This is a genomic window from Buchnera aphidicola (Pterocallis alni), from assembly GCF_964059075.1.
GTDB classification, from domain to species: domain Bacteria; phylum Pseudomonadota; class Gammaproteobacteria; order Enterobacterales; family Enterobacteriaceae; genus Buchnera_L; species Buchnera_L aphidicola_AN.
Genome location: NZ_OZ060377.1, coordinates 334,277 through 350,722 on the forward strand (window position 1 = coordinate 334,277; position 16,446 = coordinate 350,722).

General features: G+C 22.4%; 12 protein-coding genes, 1 tRNA gene and 1 rRNA gene. 10 read left to right on the forward strand and 4 right to left on the reverse strand.

Annotation, left to right across the window (positions count from 1 at the left end; all coding sequences use genetic code 11):
• Nucleotides 1-44: 44 nt before the first annotated feature.
• The 9 genes from tig (at nt 45) to htpG (ending at nt 13,311) form a co-directional block, all read left to right on the forward strand.
• The gene (gene tig, locus AB4W54_RS01545) at nt 45-1,322 is read left to right on the forward strand and encodes a trigger factor (protein ID WP_367674360.1); all 1,278 of its coding nucleotides are present in this window, start codon (nt 45-47) and stop codon (nt 1,320-1,322) included.
• Between the two features lie 45 nt (nt 1,323-1,367).
• A complete protein-coding gene (locus tag AB4W54_RS01550) occupies nt 1,368-1,991 on the forward strand; it encodes an ATP-dependent Clp protease proteolytic subunit (protein ID WP_367674361.1) in 624 nt (207 codons plus the stop codon).
• Nucleotides 1,992-2,082: 91 nt separating this feature from the next.
• Entirely contained in the window at nt 2,083-3,351 is a 1,269-nt protein-coding gene (clpX, locus tag AB4W54_RS01555) for an ATP-dependent Clp protease ATP-binding subunit ClpX (protein WP_367674362.1), read from the forward strand.
• A 166-nt stretch (nt 3,352-3,517) separates the two neighbouring features.
• Nucleotides 3,518-5,854 (forward strand): endopeptidase La, encoded by a 2,337-nt coding sequence (gene lon / locus AB4W54_RS01560; RefSeq protein ID WP_367674363.1) that lies wholly within the window; start codon nt 3,518-3,520, stop codon nt 5,852-5,854.
• Between the two features lie 214 nt (nt 5,855-6,068).
• Nucleotides 6,069-7,823 (forward strand): ABC transporter transmembrane domain-containing protein, encoded by a 1,755-nt coding sequence (locus tag AB4W54_RS01565; protein WP_367674364.1) that lies wholly within the window; start codon nt 6,069-6,071, stop codon nt 7,821-7,823.
• 16 nt (nt 7,824-7,839) lie between these two features.
• Nucleotides 7,840-9,570: a SmdB family multidrug efflux ABC transporter permease/ATP-binding protein gene (locus AB4W54_RS01570; protein ID WP_367674365.1), complete on the forward strand. Its 1,731-nt coding sequence runs from the start codon at nt 7,840-7,842 to the stop codon at nt 9,568-9,570.
• 251 nt (nt 9,571-9,821) lie between these two features.
• The gene (gene dnaX, locus AB4W54_RS01575; protein WP_367674366.1) at nt 9,822-10,934 is read left to right on the forward strand and encodes a DNA polymerase III subunit gamma/tau; all 1,113 of its coding nucleotides are present in this window, start codon (nt 9,822-9,824) and stop codon (nt 10,932-10,934) included.
• Between the two features lie 136 nt (nt 10,935-11,070).
• Nucleotides 11,071-11,403, forward strand: a complete 333-nt coding sequence (locus tag AB4W54_RS01580; protein WP_367674367.1) for a YbaB/EbfC family nucleoid-associated protein — start codon at nt 11,071-11,073, stop codon at nt 11,401-11,403.
• A 27-nt stretch (nt 11,404-11,430) separates the two neighbouring features.
• Entirely contained in the window at nt 11,431-13,311 is a 1,881-nt protein-coding gene (gene htpG, locus AB4W54_RS01585) for a molecular chaperone HtpG (RefSeq protein WP_367674368.1), read from the forward strand.
• 33 nt (nt 13,312-13,344) lie between these two features.
• Here the strand turns inward: htpG and AB4W54_RS01590 are convergent.
• Nucleotides 13,345-13,418: transfer RNA gene (locus AB4W54_RS01590), tRNA-Arg, on the reverse strand.
• A 100-nt stretch (nt 13,419-13,518) separates the two neighbouring features.
• Here AB4W54_RS01590 and folD point away from each other — a divergent pair.
• Nucleotides 13,519-14,385: a bifunctional methylenetetrahydrofolate dehydrogenase/methenyltetrahydrofolate cyclohydrolase FolD gene (gene folD, locus AB4W54_RS01595; protein WP_367674369.1), complete on the forward strand. Its 867-nt coding sequence runs from the start codon at nt 13,519-13,521 to the stop codon at nt 14,383-14,385.
• 48 nt (nt 14,386-14,433) lie between these two features.
• On the opposite strand, the gene cysS is transcribed toward folD, so the two are convergent.
• The 3 genes from cysS to rrf form a co-directional block, all read right to left on the reverse strand.
• Nucleotides 14,434-15,669 (reverse strand): cysteine--tRNA ligase, encoded by a 1,236-nt coding sequence (gene cysS, locus AB4W54_RS01600; protein WP_367674370.1) that lies wholly within the window; start codon nt 15,667-15,669, stop codon nt 14,434-14,436.
• Nucleotides 15,670-15,838: 169 nt separating this feature from the next.
• Nucleotides 15,839-16,048 (reverse strand): transcription antiterminator/RNA stability regulator CspE, encoded by a 210-nt coding sequence (gene cspE / locus AB4W54_RS01605; RefSeq protein WP_158349571.1) that lies wholly within the window; start codon nt 16,046-16,048, stop codon nt 15,839-15,841.
• A 238-nt stretch (nt 16,049-16,286) separates the two neighbouring features.
• Nucleotides 16,287-16,402, reverse strand: a 5S ribosomal RNA gene (gene rrf, locus AB4W54_RS01610).
• Nucleotides 16,403-16,446 lie beyond the last annotated feature (44 nt).

Here is a 16,446-nt window from a genome sequence, read left to right on the forward strand (position 1 = left end):
TTATATTTTAAAAAAATTATTGTATATGAAAAATAGGATAAAAAATGAAATTTATTTTAAAAACAAAAAATCAATTTGATCAAAAAATAAAATTTATTGTTCCTTTTTCAACCATTGTTGATTATAACAAAAAAGAAATTATTAAAATCAGAAAAAATAAAATAATTAATGGATTTAGAAAAAATAAAATGCCTGTTGATTTAATAAAAAGCAAATATGAAAAATTAATACAAAAAAAAGTAATAAATAAAATTATTTATAAAAATTTTAATAAGATTATCGCAGATAAAAAAATTAGTATCATTAATCAACCAAAAATCATTATTAACCAATATAAAGAAAATTATGATTTTATTTATTCTATATATTTCCAATCGATCCCAACAATTGATATTAATAAAATAAAAAATATTACAATTAAAAAACTATCTATTACAAATAATGAAACAGATTTAAAGTATTATATTGAATATATTAGAAATAATCATATTACATGGGAAGAAATACAAGATAAAATTAAAAAAAATGATAAAATTACTATAAAATATCACATAAAATACAATGAAAATAATACTCTTATAAAAACAGATAAAAAAATATTCACTTTTATTAATAATAAAAAACAAATTATCCCACAAATATACAAAAATATCATTAACAAAAAAAAGGGGGATATTTTTTTTTTAACAATTAAATTACCAAGTAATTATCCATTAATAACACTACAAAGAAAAAAAATAGAAATTAAAATACAAATTATTCAAATACAAAGAAAAAAAATAATATATTCACAAAAACAATTTATAGAATATCTAAATAAAAAATTTCAAACTACAGATATAAAAAAAATATACTTTATATTAAAAAGTAAATTAGAAGAAGAAAAAAATTACATTATTCACAAATATACAAATAATCAAATTAAAAAACAAATAATAAAATTATATAATTTAGATATACCAAAAAAAATTATAAAAAATGAAATCAAAATTATACACCAAAAATTAAATGAAAAATATAATCAGAAATACGAATATATATTTCAATTAAAATATCATAAAAATATTAATTCTACAATATATAAAAAATTCAAATTAGAATTTTTTATTACAAGTATAATTAATCATTATGATATTATTGTCACTCAAAAAGAAATACAAAAATATATTAGAAATACTCCATTCAATCACAAAAAATCTATAGTAAAGAATATATATAACATTCTATTAAACGATAAAGTAAATCAAATATTATTAAAAATATTTCAAATTAAAAAACATCCATGTACTTTTCCAAAAATCATGAAACAAATGTTTTTATAAAAAAATAAACAAGAATATACCACCATATATTACATAGGAAAAAAAATGCTATATAGTCCACATAAGAAAACTAGACAAAAAAATATTATACCGATGGTTACAGAAAAAACAGGAATTAGTGAAAAAACATATGATATATATTCTAGATTACTAAAAGAACGTATTATATTTATTACCGGAATGATAGAAGATTCTATGTCTAGCAACGTTATAGCACAAATACTATTTCTAGAATCAGAAAACCCTACAAAGGATATTTTTTTATATATTAATTCACCTGGAGGTATTATTACTTCCGGAATGGCAATTTATGACACTATGCAATTCGTCAAACCTGATATCAATACTATTTGTATTGGACAAGCTTGCTCTATGGCAGCAATTTTATTATGTTCCGGGGCCAAAAATAAAAGATTTGGATTAAAAAATGCTCAAATTATGATCCACCAACCTTTAGGTGGTTATCAAGGGCAAGCATCAGATATAGAAATACATACTAATGAAATTATAAAAACAAAAAATAAAATAAACCAAATCATAGCATTTCATACCGGAACACATATCAAAAAAATTAAACAAGATACAGAACGAGATTGTTTTTTAGATGTTCACGAAGCTATCAGTTATGGATTAATTGATTCTATTTTGTTATCTCATACAAATATATAAATTAATATCTTGTCCAAAAATTTTATACAAAAACATCATCATATTTAATATCAGACTTGTTTTACCAATTTATCATCATAAGAGAATTAAAATGATAAAAAAATCCGTTGTGTTTAAAAAAAAAAAAAATATTTGTTCATTCTGTAACAAAGACCGTTATCAAGTAAAACAAATTATATGTGGTCCATTAGTAAATATATGTAATGAATGCATTCATATATGCAACCAAATTATTAAATCAGAGGGAATATTCCAAAATGATCATGAAATACATTATTATATACCTAAACCTAAACAAATTAAAAAATATTTAGATGATTATGTCATTGGTCAAAAAAAAGCAAAAAAGGTTCTTGCGGTAGCTGTTTATAACCATTATAAAAAAGTACAATATTTAAATAATCCATATCAGGTTAATCCTATTGAGTTACAAAAAAGTAATGTATTAATGATTGGGCCAACAGGAAGTGGGAAAACATTACTAGCAGAAAAATTGGCACAATTACTTAATGTACCATTTATTATTGCTGATGCAACTTCATTAACTGAAGCAGGATACGTAGGGGATGATGTAGAAAGTATAATACAAAAACTATTACAAAAATGTAATTACAGTATACCAAGAGCAGAACAAGGAATTATATACATTGATGAAATTGATAAAATATCCAAAAAATCTCATAACATATCTATTACTAGAGATGTATCAGGAGAAGGTGTACAACAAGCATTACTAAAAATAATAGAAGGAACAGTAGCTTTAGTTCCACCCAAAGGGGGTAGAAAACACCCTCAACAAAAATGTTTAGAAATTAACACATCGAAAATATTATTTATCTGTGGAGGAACATTTTCAGGTTTAGAAAATATTATTTCTAAAAGAATAGAAAATAAATCTAAAATAGGTTTCAATTCAACGATACATAAACATAAAAAAATTCCATCCAAAACAAAAAATATTAAAAAAGTAGAATCAACGGATTTAATAAATTTTGGACTCATACCAGAATTCATAGGTAGATTACCAGTTATAGTAACTTTAGAAGAACCAGATAAAAAAATGCTAATACAGATTTTATCTGAACCAAAAAATTCGCTTATCAAACAATATCAAAAAATTTTTTCTTTAACAAGAGTATTATTAGAATTTAAAAAAGAAGCAATTAACGAAATCGCTCAACAAGCAATATCAAAAAAAATTGGAGCAAGAGGATTAAGGACAATTATAGAAGAAGTATTATTAGATATTATGTATACTATACCATCTACAAAAAATGTCAAAAAAGTAATCATTAATAAACCAACAATCCAAAAAAAAGAAAATCCACAAATTATATACCATGTTATAAAAAATATATAATTTTTAAAAAATATATAAAATTATATACAAAAAAAAGAATAGCACATCAATATAAAAATATACATAACAATGTTAAAACATTACAAATGATAAAAAATAATATTTATACACACACTAATTCAATTATAATTATTTGAAAATTAATAACATTAACCAAGAGAGTTTTATGAAACATCCATACTCTAAAATCACTACCATACCCATATTACCATTACGAAATATAGTAATATACCCCAATATAATTCTACCACTTTTTGTAGGGCGTGGAAAATCTATCAATTGTATTTATGAAGCATTAAAAAAAGATAAAAAAATTATGTTAGTAACACAAAAAAAAAAAATTATACACAAACCTACTAAAAATGAATTATTTCCCATTGGAACGGTATCAGTTATACTACAAATATTTACCTTACCTGACAAAACAATAAAGATATTAGTTAAAGGATTACAAAGGGGAAAAATTAACCAATTAGAAAAAAATAAAGACTATATTATTGCTCAAATCACTAACATGCATTCTTATGTAACGAAAAATAATGAAATATACATATTAAAAAAAATACTCATTGAAACATTTCAAAAATATATAAAATATAATAATAAAATTCCTCCAGATATGTTAGATGAAATATGCAAAATTAAAAATATCTCAAAATTATCTAATGTCATATCATCACATATCACATTATCCTTAAATGATAAACAAAAAATATTAGAAACTATTAATCTTAATAAAAGATTAGAATTTTTAACAATAGCTATAAAATCAGAAATTAATCTAATATATCTAGAAGAAAAAATTAAACAACGAATACAAGATAATATTGATAAAAATCAAAAAGAATATTATTTAAATGAACAAATAAAAGCAATCCAACATGAATTAGGGGATAATGAAAACTATTTAGATGAATATGATGTATTATATAAAAAAATTATAAAATTAAAAATGCCTACAATAGTAACTAAAAAAACACTATCAGAATTACAAAAATTGAAAATGATGTCTGCAATATCAGCAGAAGCATCAGTGATAAGAGGATATATTGATTGGATTATACAAATTCCATGGAATAAAAAAAGTAGAATTAAAAAAAATCTACATCAAGCACAAAAAATACTAGATAATGATCATTTTGGATTAAAAAAAGTAAAAAATAGAATACTAGAATATATAGCAGTACAAACAAGAACAAATAATAATAAAAGTCCTATTTTATGTTTAATTGGACCTCCTGGAGTAGGAAAAACATCATTAGGAAAATCAATAGCAAAATCTACAGGTAGAAAATACACTAGAATGGCTTTAGGGGGTATTAGAGATGAAGCTGAAATTAGAGGACATCGTAGAACATATATAGGATCCCTTCCAGGTAAAATAATGCAGAATATTATTAAAGTTGGGGTAAATAATCCACTCTTTTTACTAGATGAAATTGATAAAATGTCTAATGATATCAGAGTAGATCCTATTTCAGCATTACTAGAAGTATTGGATCCAGAACAAAACTCGCATTTTAACGATCACTATTTAGAATTAGATTATGATCTTTCAAATATCATGTTTATAGCCACAGCAAACTCTTCTAATATACCAGCACCATTACTTGATAGAATGGAAATAATATACTTACCTAGTTATACAGAAGAAGAAAAATTCCATATTGCTAATAATTATTTAAAACCAAAACAAATAAATCGACATGCATTAAAAAATGATGAAATACAAATTTCTCCATCAATAATCAAACATATTATTTATTATTATACAAAAGAAGCTGGAGTGCGAAACTTAGAAAAAGCAATAGCTAAAATATGCAGGAAAGTAGTAAAAAATATATTAACTAATCCACATATTATCAATATCACAATTGATGAAAATAATATAAAAAATTTTTTAGGAATAAAAAAGTTTAATTATAATAAAATTAGTAATAAAAAAAAAATTGGGCAAGTAATTGGTTTAGCTTGGACAGAATTGGGTGGTGAATTATTAACTATAGAATCTGTATGTGTTCCAGGTAAAGGTAAATTAATGTACACTGGTTCTCTAGGGAAAATTATGCAAGAATCCATACAAACTGCATTAACTGTTGTACGATCATACTCTAAAAAATTAGGAATACAAGATAATTTTTATGAAAAATATGATATACATATTCACATTCCAGAAGGTTCCACACCTAAAGACGGGCCTAGCGCTGGAATTGCAATATGTACTGCTATCGTCTCTTCTTTAACAAATAATCCAGTTCGATCTAATCTAGCTATGACTGGAGAAATAACACTAAATGGTAATATTTTAACGATAGGTGGGATAAGGGAAAAGTTATTAGCAGCACATAGAGGAAAAATAAAAACAATACTCATACCCGAAAATAATAAATATAATCTAAAAGATATACCTAATAAAATAATAAATCAATTAATTATACATCCCATCAAACATATTGAAGAAGTATTAAAATTATCATTATATAATCCACCATTTATTATATAAATATATTAATATTTATAATATCTAGCTGGATATAAATATTTTTATAAATCCAGCCTATAAAATAATTTATTAAATATACATATTTTCTCAAAATAGATATGAAATATTAATATACAAATTTTCTAATATTAAAAATATTTCACAACTAAATATATATTTTAAAAAAATTATATAAAATATATTATATACTGAAAATTTATCAATAGGATGATTCGTGCAATTATTTAAACAAATTAGTTGGTATTTTGTTAAAGAGTGGAAACGTTACCTTGGATCGATGATTATATTAATCATAATAGCAATTTTGCAACTTTTACCACCTAAATTAGTTGGTATTTTAGTTGATTGTATTATCAATAAAAAACAATACGGAAATAATTTATTTCTATGGATTCTATTAATATTCTTAACATCAATTATCATATATATTTTACGGTATATCTGGAGAGTATTACTGTTTGGAGCAGCATATAAGTTAGCTATACAATTACGCATTAAGTTATATTCATATCTAAGTAAAAAAAATTCAACATTTTATTTAAAATATCGTACTGGTGATTTAATGGCTAGAGCGACTAATGATGTTGATAAAGTGGTTTTTGCTGCAGGAGAAGGAGTATTAACACTTATAGATTCAATTATTACAGGATGCTCAGTATTTACTGTGATGATTACACAAATTAATTGGAAACTAACAATTATATCATTATTACCTATGCCTATTATGGCTATTTTAATAACACAGTGTGGTAAAAAATTGTATATTGCATTTAAAGAAGCACAAAAAAATTTTTCTGACCTCAATAATCAAACACAAGAAAGTTTAAAAAATATTTATGTAATAAAAGGATTTGGATTAGAAAAATATGAAATCAAAAAATTTAAAAAAATAGCAAAAGAAACTAGTAAAAAAAACATAGTCGTTTCTAAAATAGATGCACAATTTGAACCTATTATATATTGTTCTATCATACTATCAAATTTATTAGCAATTTCTAGCGGTAGTTATTTAGTATGGAATAAATATATTACGATTGGGCAACTCACAAGTTTCATCATGTATCTTAGTCTTATGGTTTGGCCTATGTTATCTTTATCATGGATGTTCAATATAGTAGAAAGAGGAGGTGCAGCCTGGAATAGAATTCAACAAATTATAAATTACGATTTATGTTTAGAAGAAGGTAAAGAACGTATACAAGAACCATTTAAATCATTAAATATTAACATATCAAAATTTTTTTACCCAAAAAAAAAAATAACAACCTTAAAAAATATTTTTATTACTATTCAAGCAAATGAAATAATTGGAATTTGTGGCCCAACCGGAGGGGGAAAAAGTACGTTACTACATTTAATTCAAAAAAAATTTGATGTCACAAAAGGAACAATACTATATAATACATCTTCTATATATAATTTTACAACTAAAGAATGGAGAAAAAAATTATCGATTGTTAATCAAACTACTTTTTTATTTTCAGATACCATAGCAAATAATATCTCTCTAGGAGACAAAAAATATACACAAAAACAAATAGAATATGTATGTCATTTAAGTTGTATACACGAAGAAATATTATCCCTACCTCAAGGATATCAAAGTAAAATAGGAGAAAAAGGTATTATATTATCAGGAGGACAAAAACAAAGAATTGCACTTGCTCGAGCTTTAATAACTAATGCAGAAATATTAATATTAGATAATTCATTATCTGCCATAGATATTATTACACAAAATAAAATATTACAAAACATAAAATTATGGAAACAAAACAAACACACAATAATTATCTTATCACACGAATTGTTTATATTAAAAAATTCAGATAACATTTTTATCATAAAAAATGGATCTATTGAAAACTATGGTAAACATAATGAATTAATAAAACAAAAAAACTGGTATAGTAAAATGTATAATTTTCAACAAAATCATAAAATTATGTCAATAAAATTTTCGAAATAAGGAAAAAAAATAATATATGACTAATTTTATACATGGTTGGCCAACATTACATCGTTTATTACGATATAGTTATTATTGGAAAAAAACAATATTTTTATCTTTTATTATATTATTTATTGCATCTCTATCAGAAATATTAGGACCAGTATTAATTAGTTATTTTATTAATACTATTTTAACAAAACATAATTTAAATAAAAAATTAATTTTATGCTTATTAATTAGTTATGTAATCTTACAAAATCTATCTATAGCTTTAAATTATATACAAATGTTAATGTTTAATAAAACAGCTATTAAAATAATTCAAAAATTAAGAATGGAAGCTATATCCGCAACATTACTACAACCATTATATAATTTTCAAGTGCAATCTACTGGTACCATGATATCTATTATTACTAATGATACAGAAGTAATTAAAGAATTATACGATACTGTACTAACTACTATATTTAAAAGTATATCTTTAATATTTATTATGTTAATAACTATGTTTATTTTAAATTGGAAAATGGCAATAATATCTACTATATTATTTCCTTTAGTAATGACAGTGATGTTTATTTACCAATATTATAGTGCTCCAATATTAAGAAAAATGAGATCATATTTAGCAAAAATTAATCAATCATTTAATGAAATTATTAATGGAATATTTATTATTCAACAATTTTCTCAAGAAAATAGATTTAAAAAATTTATACAGAAAACTAGCCAATTACATTATTCATCGAAAATGAAATCTCTAAAATTAGACGGTATTTTATTAAGACCATTAATCAGTTTCTTTTCATCTTTTATATTATGTTGTTTAATGATATTGTTTATCCTATCTCCACTTGGTTCTATTTCAGTTGGAACATTATATGCATTTATTAGTTATTTAAATAGATTAAATGAACCACTAATTACTATTACAGCACAACAATACCTTTTACAGCAATCAATTGTAGCTGGAGAAAGAATATTTAATACTATAGATTCAAAAAAACAAAAATATGGTACAGACATTATACCACTTAAGACAGGTAATATTAAAATTCATAACTTATATTTTTCATATGAAAAAATTAAATGTAATATTCTAAAAAATATTAATTTAATTATTCCATCAAACAGTTTTATTTCACTAATAGGACATACAGGCAGTGGAAAAAGTACATTAATTAATTTATTAATGGGTTATTATCCAATTAAAAAAGGAACAATATATATTGATGATAGACTTATACATGAATTAAGTTACAAAGTATTACGTACAGGAATATATATGGTACAACAAGAACCTGTTATATTTACTGGAACTATTTTATCAAACATTACTCTTGGTAAATCCATATGTGAATATAAAATATGGAAAATATTAAAAACTGTACAATTATATGATTTTGTTCAAACACTACCAAAAAAATTAAAAACAAAAATTAAAGAAAATGGTAATAATTTATCATTAGGACAAAAACAATTGTTATCTATTGCAAGAATTTTAACATTAAAACCAAAGATTTTAATACTAGACGAAGCAACAGCAAATATAGATTTTGAAACAGAACAAATAATACAAAAAACATTATTATCTATTAAAAAATATTCTACTTTGATTGTTATTGCTCATAGATTATCAACTATTATTAAATCTGATAAAATAATAGTATTAGATAAAGGTAAAATTATAGAATCCGGTAATCATAAACAATTAATAAAACAAAAAGGATTATATTACAAAATGTATAATATTATATAATTATAAAAAGCTTTGTAGAAGTATTAATACCTGTTTTCATGAAATTTAGTTGCTTCCTTCCAGACCTGGCTAATTAATTAAATTACTTACAGCACTAAACTCCTAACAAAGCTTTTTATGTACAATATATATTATATATCTCATATGTAAAAAATTCAAACACATTTATTATCTTATTAGATATTAGAAATATATTCTGTTATTTATATATTATATACTATTAATTTAATTAAATAAATATATTTTAAAATATGCACTATAAAATTTTAGCAACAAAATGGAGACCAAAATCTTTTATAGAAGTAATTGGTCAAAAACATATAATCAATGCTATATCAAATAGTTTTAAAAATAATAAAATACATCAATCTTGGATATTATCAGGATCAAGAGGAACTGGAAAAACTACTGTAGCTAGATTGTTAGCAAAAAGTTTAAATTGTCACAATATATCTAATATGTATTCTTGTAATACATGTTTAAATTGTAAAAATATAGAAAAAAAATGTTTTCCAGATTTAATAGAAATAGACGCTGCCTCTAAAACAAAAGTAGAAGACATTAAAGAATTATTAGAAACAATAAAATATCCACCAATGTATGGAAAATTTAAAATATATTTAATTGATGAAATACATATGCTCTCTAAAAATAGTTTTAATGCATTATTAAAAGTACTAGAGGAACCTCCAAAATACATTAAATTTATTTTAATAACAACAGAGATTTATAAAATACCTAAAACTATAATATCACGTTGTATATATTTTAATTTTCAAAAAATACCTTCTAAAAATATTCGAATATGTTTAAAAAATATTTTCAAAGCAGAAAAAATTCATGCTGAAGAAACAGTATTAAATATCTTAGCAAAACAATCAAAAGGTAGTATGAGAGATGCGTTAAATTTAACAGAAAAAGCTATAATGATAGATCCCAAAATTATTCGAACATCGAGTATATTACAAATGTTTGGATTAATTCACACTAAACAAATATTAAAAGTAATACTATCTATAATAAAAAAAAATACAATAGAATTAATGTCTTTATTACATGAAATGTATGATGCCAATATAAAATCAGATCAGATTTTAATCGAAATATTAAAAATATTATATAAAATATCTATATTAAAAAATATACCATATACTAAACAATATAAAGAAAAATCTAATTATAAAAAAAAAATATATACATTATCCAAACAAATCCATTATAAAAAATTAAAAAATTATTACAAAATAATATTAAAAGGAAGAAAAGAAATATCCTTAGCTCCCAACAAAAAAATAGGGTTAGAAATGACTTTATTACATTTAATACATTATACAAATAATCCAAACAATACAAAAAAACGATAAATACATATTTAATTAATAAATGTATAATATAATAAATAATATTCATATAAATATATAATAATATAAAATATATAAATGATATAATCTATTATTAATTTCATCTATAAATTATATAATAATGAAAGGATTAAGTGATATGTTAGATAAAAATAATATGATGAAATTTATGGAACAAGCACAAGAAATACAAAAAAAAATGCAGAATATAAAAAAAGAAATTTCTAAAATGCAAATTAAAGGAGAATCAGGTGCAGGTTTAGTACAAATTACTGTTAACGGAAACAATAATTGTATTAAAACAAATATAGACCCTAGTCTATTAAATATAAAACAAAAAGAAATTTTAGAAGATTTAATTACCGCAGCATTCAATTCTGCTTTACAAAAAATTAATGAAGAAAAAAAAAATAAAATGTATCAATTTACTCCAGAATCAAATTTCCCTAACACAATAAATCCATTTATATAATATACTGACAACATAATAAGGTACATTATGGAAAATAATAAAAAAGAAAAACATATTTTTCAATCTGAAACTAAAGAAATATTAAAGTTAATGATACATTCTTTATATTCCAATAAAGAAATATTTATTAGGGAATTAATATCTAATGCATCTGATGCTATTGATAAAATGAAATTTAAATTTTTATCCCCAAAAAATTCTAATATACCGTATAGAAATATGTTAATTAAAATTTACATAGATAAAAAAGAAAACAAAATAACTATTTCTGATAACGGTATTGGAATGACAAAAAAAGAAATAATAAAAAATTTAGGAACAATTGCACATTCTGGAACAAAAAAATTTCTTCAATCATTAGATAATAAAACAATCAATGATAATGCATTAATAGGAAAATTTGGAGTAGGATTTTATTCATCTTTTATAGTATCTAATAAAGTAATTGTTAAAACTAGATATTATAAAGAAATCAATGAAAATAATGGAATTATGTGGGAATCAGAAGGAAAAGGTGAATATTTCATTACTAATATAAATAAACCAGAATATGGAACAGATATTGAAATATACTTAAAAAAAGAAGAAAATATATTTTTAGAAAATTGGAAAATACGTGATATTATAAAAAAATATTCAGATCATATCGATGTTCCTATCGAAATACAAGAATATGATTCAACAAAAAATATTTTTCATTGGAAAAAAATTAATAAAGCAAAATCATTATGGACAATTAAAAAATCTGAAATAAAAAAAGAAGAATATAAAAAATTTTACACATATATTACACAAGATAATAATCCTCCTCTAACATGGATCCATAACCAAATTGAAGGAACACAACAATATACCAGTCTATTATATATTCCTAGTAAATCTAATTGGAATATATGGGATCGTGAAAATGAAAAAAAAGGATTAAAATTATATATCAAAAAAACATATATTATGGATAATGCAAATCAATTCTTACCTAACTATTTAAGATTTGTAAAAGGTATTATAGATACTAATAACTTACCACTGAATATTTCTAGAGAGATGCTACAAGAAAATCATGTTACTAAAGTATTAAAAAAATCATTAACCAAAAAAGTATTAACATTAATTAAAAAATTATCTATAAATCATGTTAAAAAATATAAAATATTTTGGAAAGAGTTTGGATTAATATTAAAAGAGGGGTTATCAGAAGATATATCTAACAAAAATAAAATTGCTGATTTATTAAGATTTACCTCAATACAATGTTCTTCTCAAGAAGAAACATTATCTTTAGAACAATATATAAATAATATGCATAAAAAACAAAATAAAATATATTACATTACTGCAGATAATTATGAATCAGGGAATACTAGTCCTCATTTAGAAATATTTCGAAAAAAAAATATTAATGTATTAATATTACATAATAAAATTGACGAATGGATGATGAATCACTTAACAGAGTTTCAAAATAAACAATTTCAATCTATTAATAAATCAGACAACGAATTAGAAAAAATATTTCATAAACCAAGTAATGCAGATACAATCGAAAATAATATGAAAGCATTTTTACAAAAAGTGCAAAATACTCTACAAAATAAAGTACAATCTGTAAAATTAAGTTATAGATTAATAGATACACCTGTTGTTTTACTTTTAGATAAAAATAGCATGAGTACGCAAATGTCTAAATTGTTTATGGCTGCCGGACAAAATATACCAGAAACAAAATATATATTAGAAATTAATCCAAATCACGATCTAATAAAAAAAATTGTTACAATACAAGAAGAAGAAAAAATAAAAACATGGATTAATATTTTATTTGATCAAGCTTTATTATCCGAAAGAGGTTCTTTAGATAATCCTAATGAATTTATACAAAATATCAATAAATTTTTATTAATAAAATAAATTAATATAAATTATAAATAATATAAATTTTATTACGCTCTATAGGATTCGAACCTATGACCTACGGCTTAGAAGGCCGTTGCTCTATCCAACTGAGCTAAGAGCGCAAATTAAATGTTTACAACATATTAATAAAATTTAATTATACTATATAATTCTATTAAAATCTAGTAAATAAAATAATATAAGGAAAATAAAATATTTCACATGTTATCTAAAATAATTGATGGTAAAAAAATTGCAAAAAATATAATTCATAATATAAAAAATAAAGTGCATAATATAATAAAAAAAGGTCATAGACCCCCTGGATTAGCAGTAATTTGGGTTGGAAAAAACAAATCTTCTCAATTATATATTCAGAAAAAACAGATAGCTTGTAATAAAGTAGGTTATATTTTTAAAACATGGCATTTTCAAGAAGGAACTGATATATTTAAAATAATTAAATTAATTAAAATATTAAATAAAGATAAAAATTACGACGGAATTTTAATACAATTACCACTACCTAAATATATTGAAGCTAATCAAATTATAGAATCTATTCACCCAAAAAAAGATGTTGACGGATTTCATCCTTATAATATAGGTTGTTTAGTGCAAAAAATACCTAAATTAAGACCATGTACTCCAAAAGGAATAATAACTCTTTTAGAAAAATATAATATTAATTTAAAAGGGTTAAATACAACTGTTATTGGCGCTTCTAATATCGTAGGGAGACCTATGGCGTTAGAATTGCTATTATCTGGATGTACAACTACTATTACTCATCGATTTACCAAAAATTTAAAAGAACATATAAAAAAATCTGATTTAATTGTAATAGGAATTGGAAAACCAAATTTTTTACATCAAAAAAATATTAAAAATGGAACTATTATTATTGATGTTGGTATAAATACCTTACCCAATGAAAAAAAAATAGTTGGTGATGTTGATTTTTATTCTGTATACCCTAAAGTATCATACATTACTCCTGTTCCTGGAGGAGTGGGACCTATGACAGTAGCTTCTTTGTTAGAGAATACATTAGAAGCATACGAAAAAAAACATCAATATGAAGATTAAAAAATAAAATATAATTTATCAATTATATATCAAAATAATTAAAAATTTTTATAAAAAATTACGTAAAAAATCAATTGGATTTTGCTTAAGTAAACCAATAGAATTAGATAAAAATTTTAATTGATGCATTAATTTAATGGAATGATTTTTTTTACCTGCTTTCAATAAAATATTTATCTCTTTGCATAATTCAAATAAAATAGATATAGCTTTAGGTGTATTAAAATCATCATTCATAGCATCATAAAAACGAGTACAAAAAAAACTATTATGAACTTGAAATTTAGAAATAAATGGATTAGTATCACTAATATATTGACTTAAAACAAGATATAGTCTTTTTAATCCCAAACTATTTTGAATTAAATTATTTTGATTATATAATAATGGTTTACGATAATGTGTACATAAAAAAAAAAACCGTATTATTTCGCTATTATATTTCTTTAACAAGGAATTCAAATATATAGTATTATTTAAAGATTTAGACATTTTTTTATTATTTACTAATAAAGAACCAACATGAATCCAATAATTACCATAACTAGAATTATATAAACAATTAGATTGTGCTTTTTCATTTTCATGATGAGGAAATAATAAATCTGAACCTCCTCCATGAATATCAAGATGCTTTCCAAAAAAAGCATGATTAATAGCAGAACATTCTATATGCCAACCTGGTCTCCCTGGTCCCCAAGGAGAAGTCCAGTGGGGTTGATTAGATAATTTTACTTTTTTCCATAAAACAAAATCATATTCTAATTTTTTAGAATGATTGAAATTATTACTTTTTAATTTACTTAACAATTGTTTAGAAAGATTTCCATAATTTCTATAACTTAATACAGAAAAAACAACATCTCCATTACTAGAAATATATGCATTTTTATTATGTAACAATTTTTTTATTATGTAAATAATATAATTTATATAATGAGTAATACGAGGTTCAAATGTAGGTTTTATTAAACCTAAATTAGAAAAATCCATATGCATAGAATAAATCATACGAACCGTTAAATCAAATATACTTTCTTTATTCAATTCAGATCTTTTTATTATTTTATCATCAATATCAGTTATATTACGTACATAATTCACTTTATATTTTTGATGTTTTAAATACCTAATGATCATATCAAACACAGTAAAAGTTCTAGCATGTCCTATATGACAATGATCATATACTGTAACTCCACATACATACATATTTACTATATTCAAAAAAATAGTATTAAAATATTCTTTTTTTTTAGTAATAGTATTAAATATTTTTAACATTATTATCTCTTGTAAACAAATTATAACAAAATAATATCATACAAAATACATAAAATGTTAATATATATTGTTGAAATACAAATTTTACCACAGAACGATGATATAATATCCGACCTGTGGCAAATATAATGTTAATTAATTGATAAGCATTTTTATGTTAACACAAGAGTTACAAACTAACAACATTAGCTGCAGAAGGGCCTTTTGCACCTTCAGTAATTTCAAATTCAACACTTTGTCCTTCTGATAATGTTTTAAATCCATTACTTTGAATCGCTGAAAAGTGCACAAAAACATCTTTACTACCATCTTCTGGAGTAATAAATCCAAAACCTTTGGACTCATTAAACCATTTAACATTACCTTTAATCTTAGACATCTAAATTACCTTACATAAATAAACAAATACGTATTTTTGATACAAAAAAAACAAACAACATTAATTCGATAAATAATCACAATAAAATATATGTAACAATATTAAATAAATAATATGATCTTAATAAAAAATATATAAATAATTATATTATTATTATAATATTTATCAAATATACTTATATGTAATCTAATAACAAAACATTAAAAAGATAAATATACAATATATTAACATTTATATATCCTGGCAATGACCTACTCTCACACAAGGAAACCTTGTAATACCATCGGCGTTATAATATTTCACTTCTGAGTTCGAAATGGGATCAGGTGGTACCATTACACTATTATTACCAGGAAATATAAAAATAGTTTATAACAATGTTTAAATGAAAATTAATA

Bases quoted from the DNA above. Each gene is read 5' to 3' on its own strand.
- tig (WP_367674360.1), top strand. From the start codon at position 45: ATGAAATTTATTTTAAAAACAAAAAATCAATTTGATCAAAAAATAAAA.
- AB4W54_RS01550 (WP_367674361.1), top strand. From the start codon at position 1,368: ATGCTATATAGTCCACATAAGAAAACTAGACAAAAAAATATTATACCG.
- clpX (WP_367674362.1), top strand. From the start codon at position 2,083: ATGATAAAAAAATCCGTTGTGTTTAAAAAAAAAAAAAATATTTGTTCA.
- lon (WP_367674363.1), top strand. From the start codon at position 3,518: ATGAAACATCCATACTCTAAAATCACTACCATACCCATATTACCATTA.
- AB4W54_RS01570 (WP_367674365.1), top strand. From the start codon at position 7,840: ATGACTAATTTTATACATGGTTGGCCAACATTACATCGTTTATTACGA.
- dnaX (WP_367674366.1), top strand. From the start codon at position 9,822: ATGCACTATAAAATTTTAGCAACAAAATGGAGACCAAAATCTTTTATA.
- AB4W54_RS01580 (WP_367674367.1), top strand. From the start codon at position 11,071: ATGTTAGATAAAAATAATATGATGAAATTTATGGAACAAGCACAAGAA.
- htpG (WP_367674368.1), top strand. From the start codon at position 11,431: ATGGAAAATAATAAAAAAGAAAAACATATTTTTCAATCTGAAACTAAA.
- folD (WP_367674369.1), top strand. From the start codon at position 13,519: ATGTTATCTAAAATAATTGATGGTAAAAAAATTGCAAAAAATATAATT.
- cysS (WP_367674370.1), bottom strand. From the start codon at position 15,669: ATGTTAAAAATATTTAATACTATTACTAAAAAAAAAGAATATTTTAAT.
- cspE (WP_158349571.1), bottom strand. From the start codon at position 16,048: ATGTCTAAGATTAAAGGTAATGTTAAATGGTTTAATGAGTCCAAAGGT.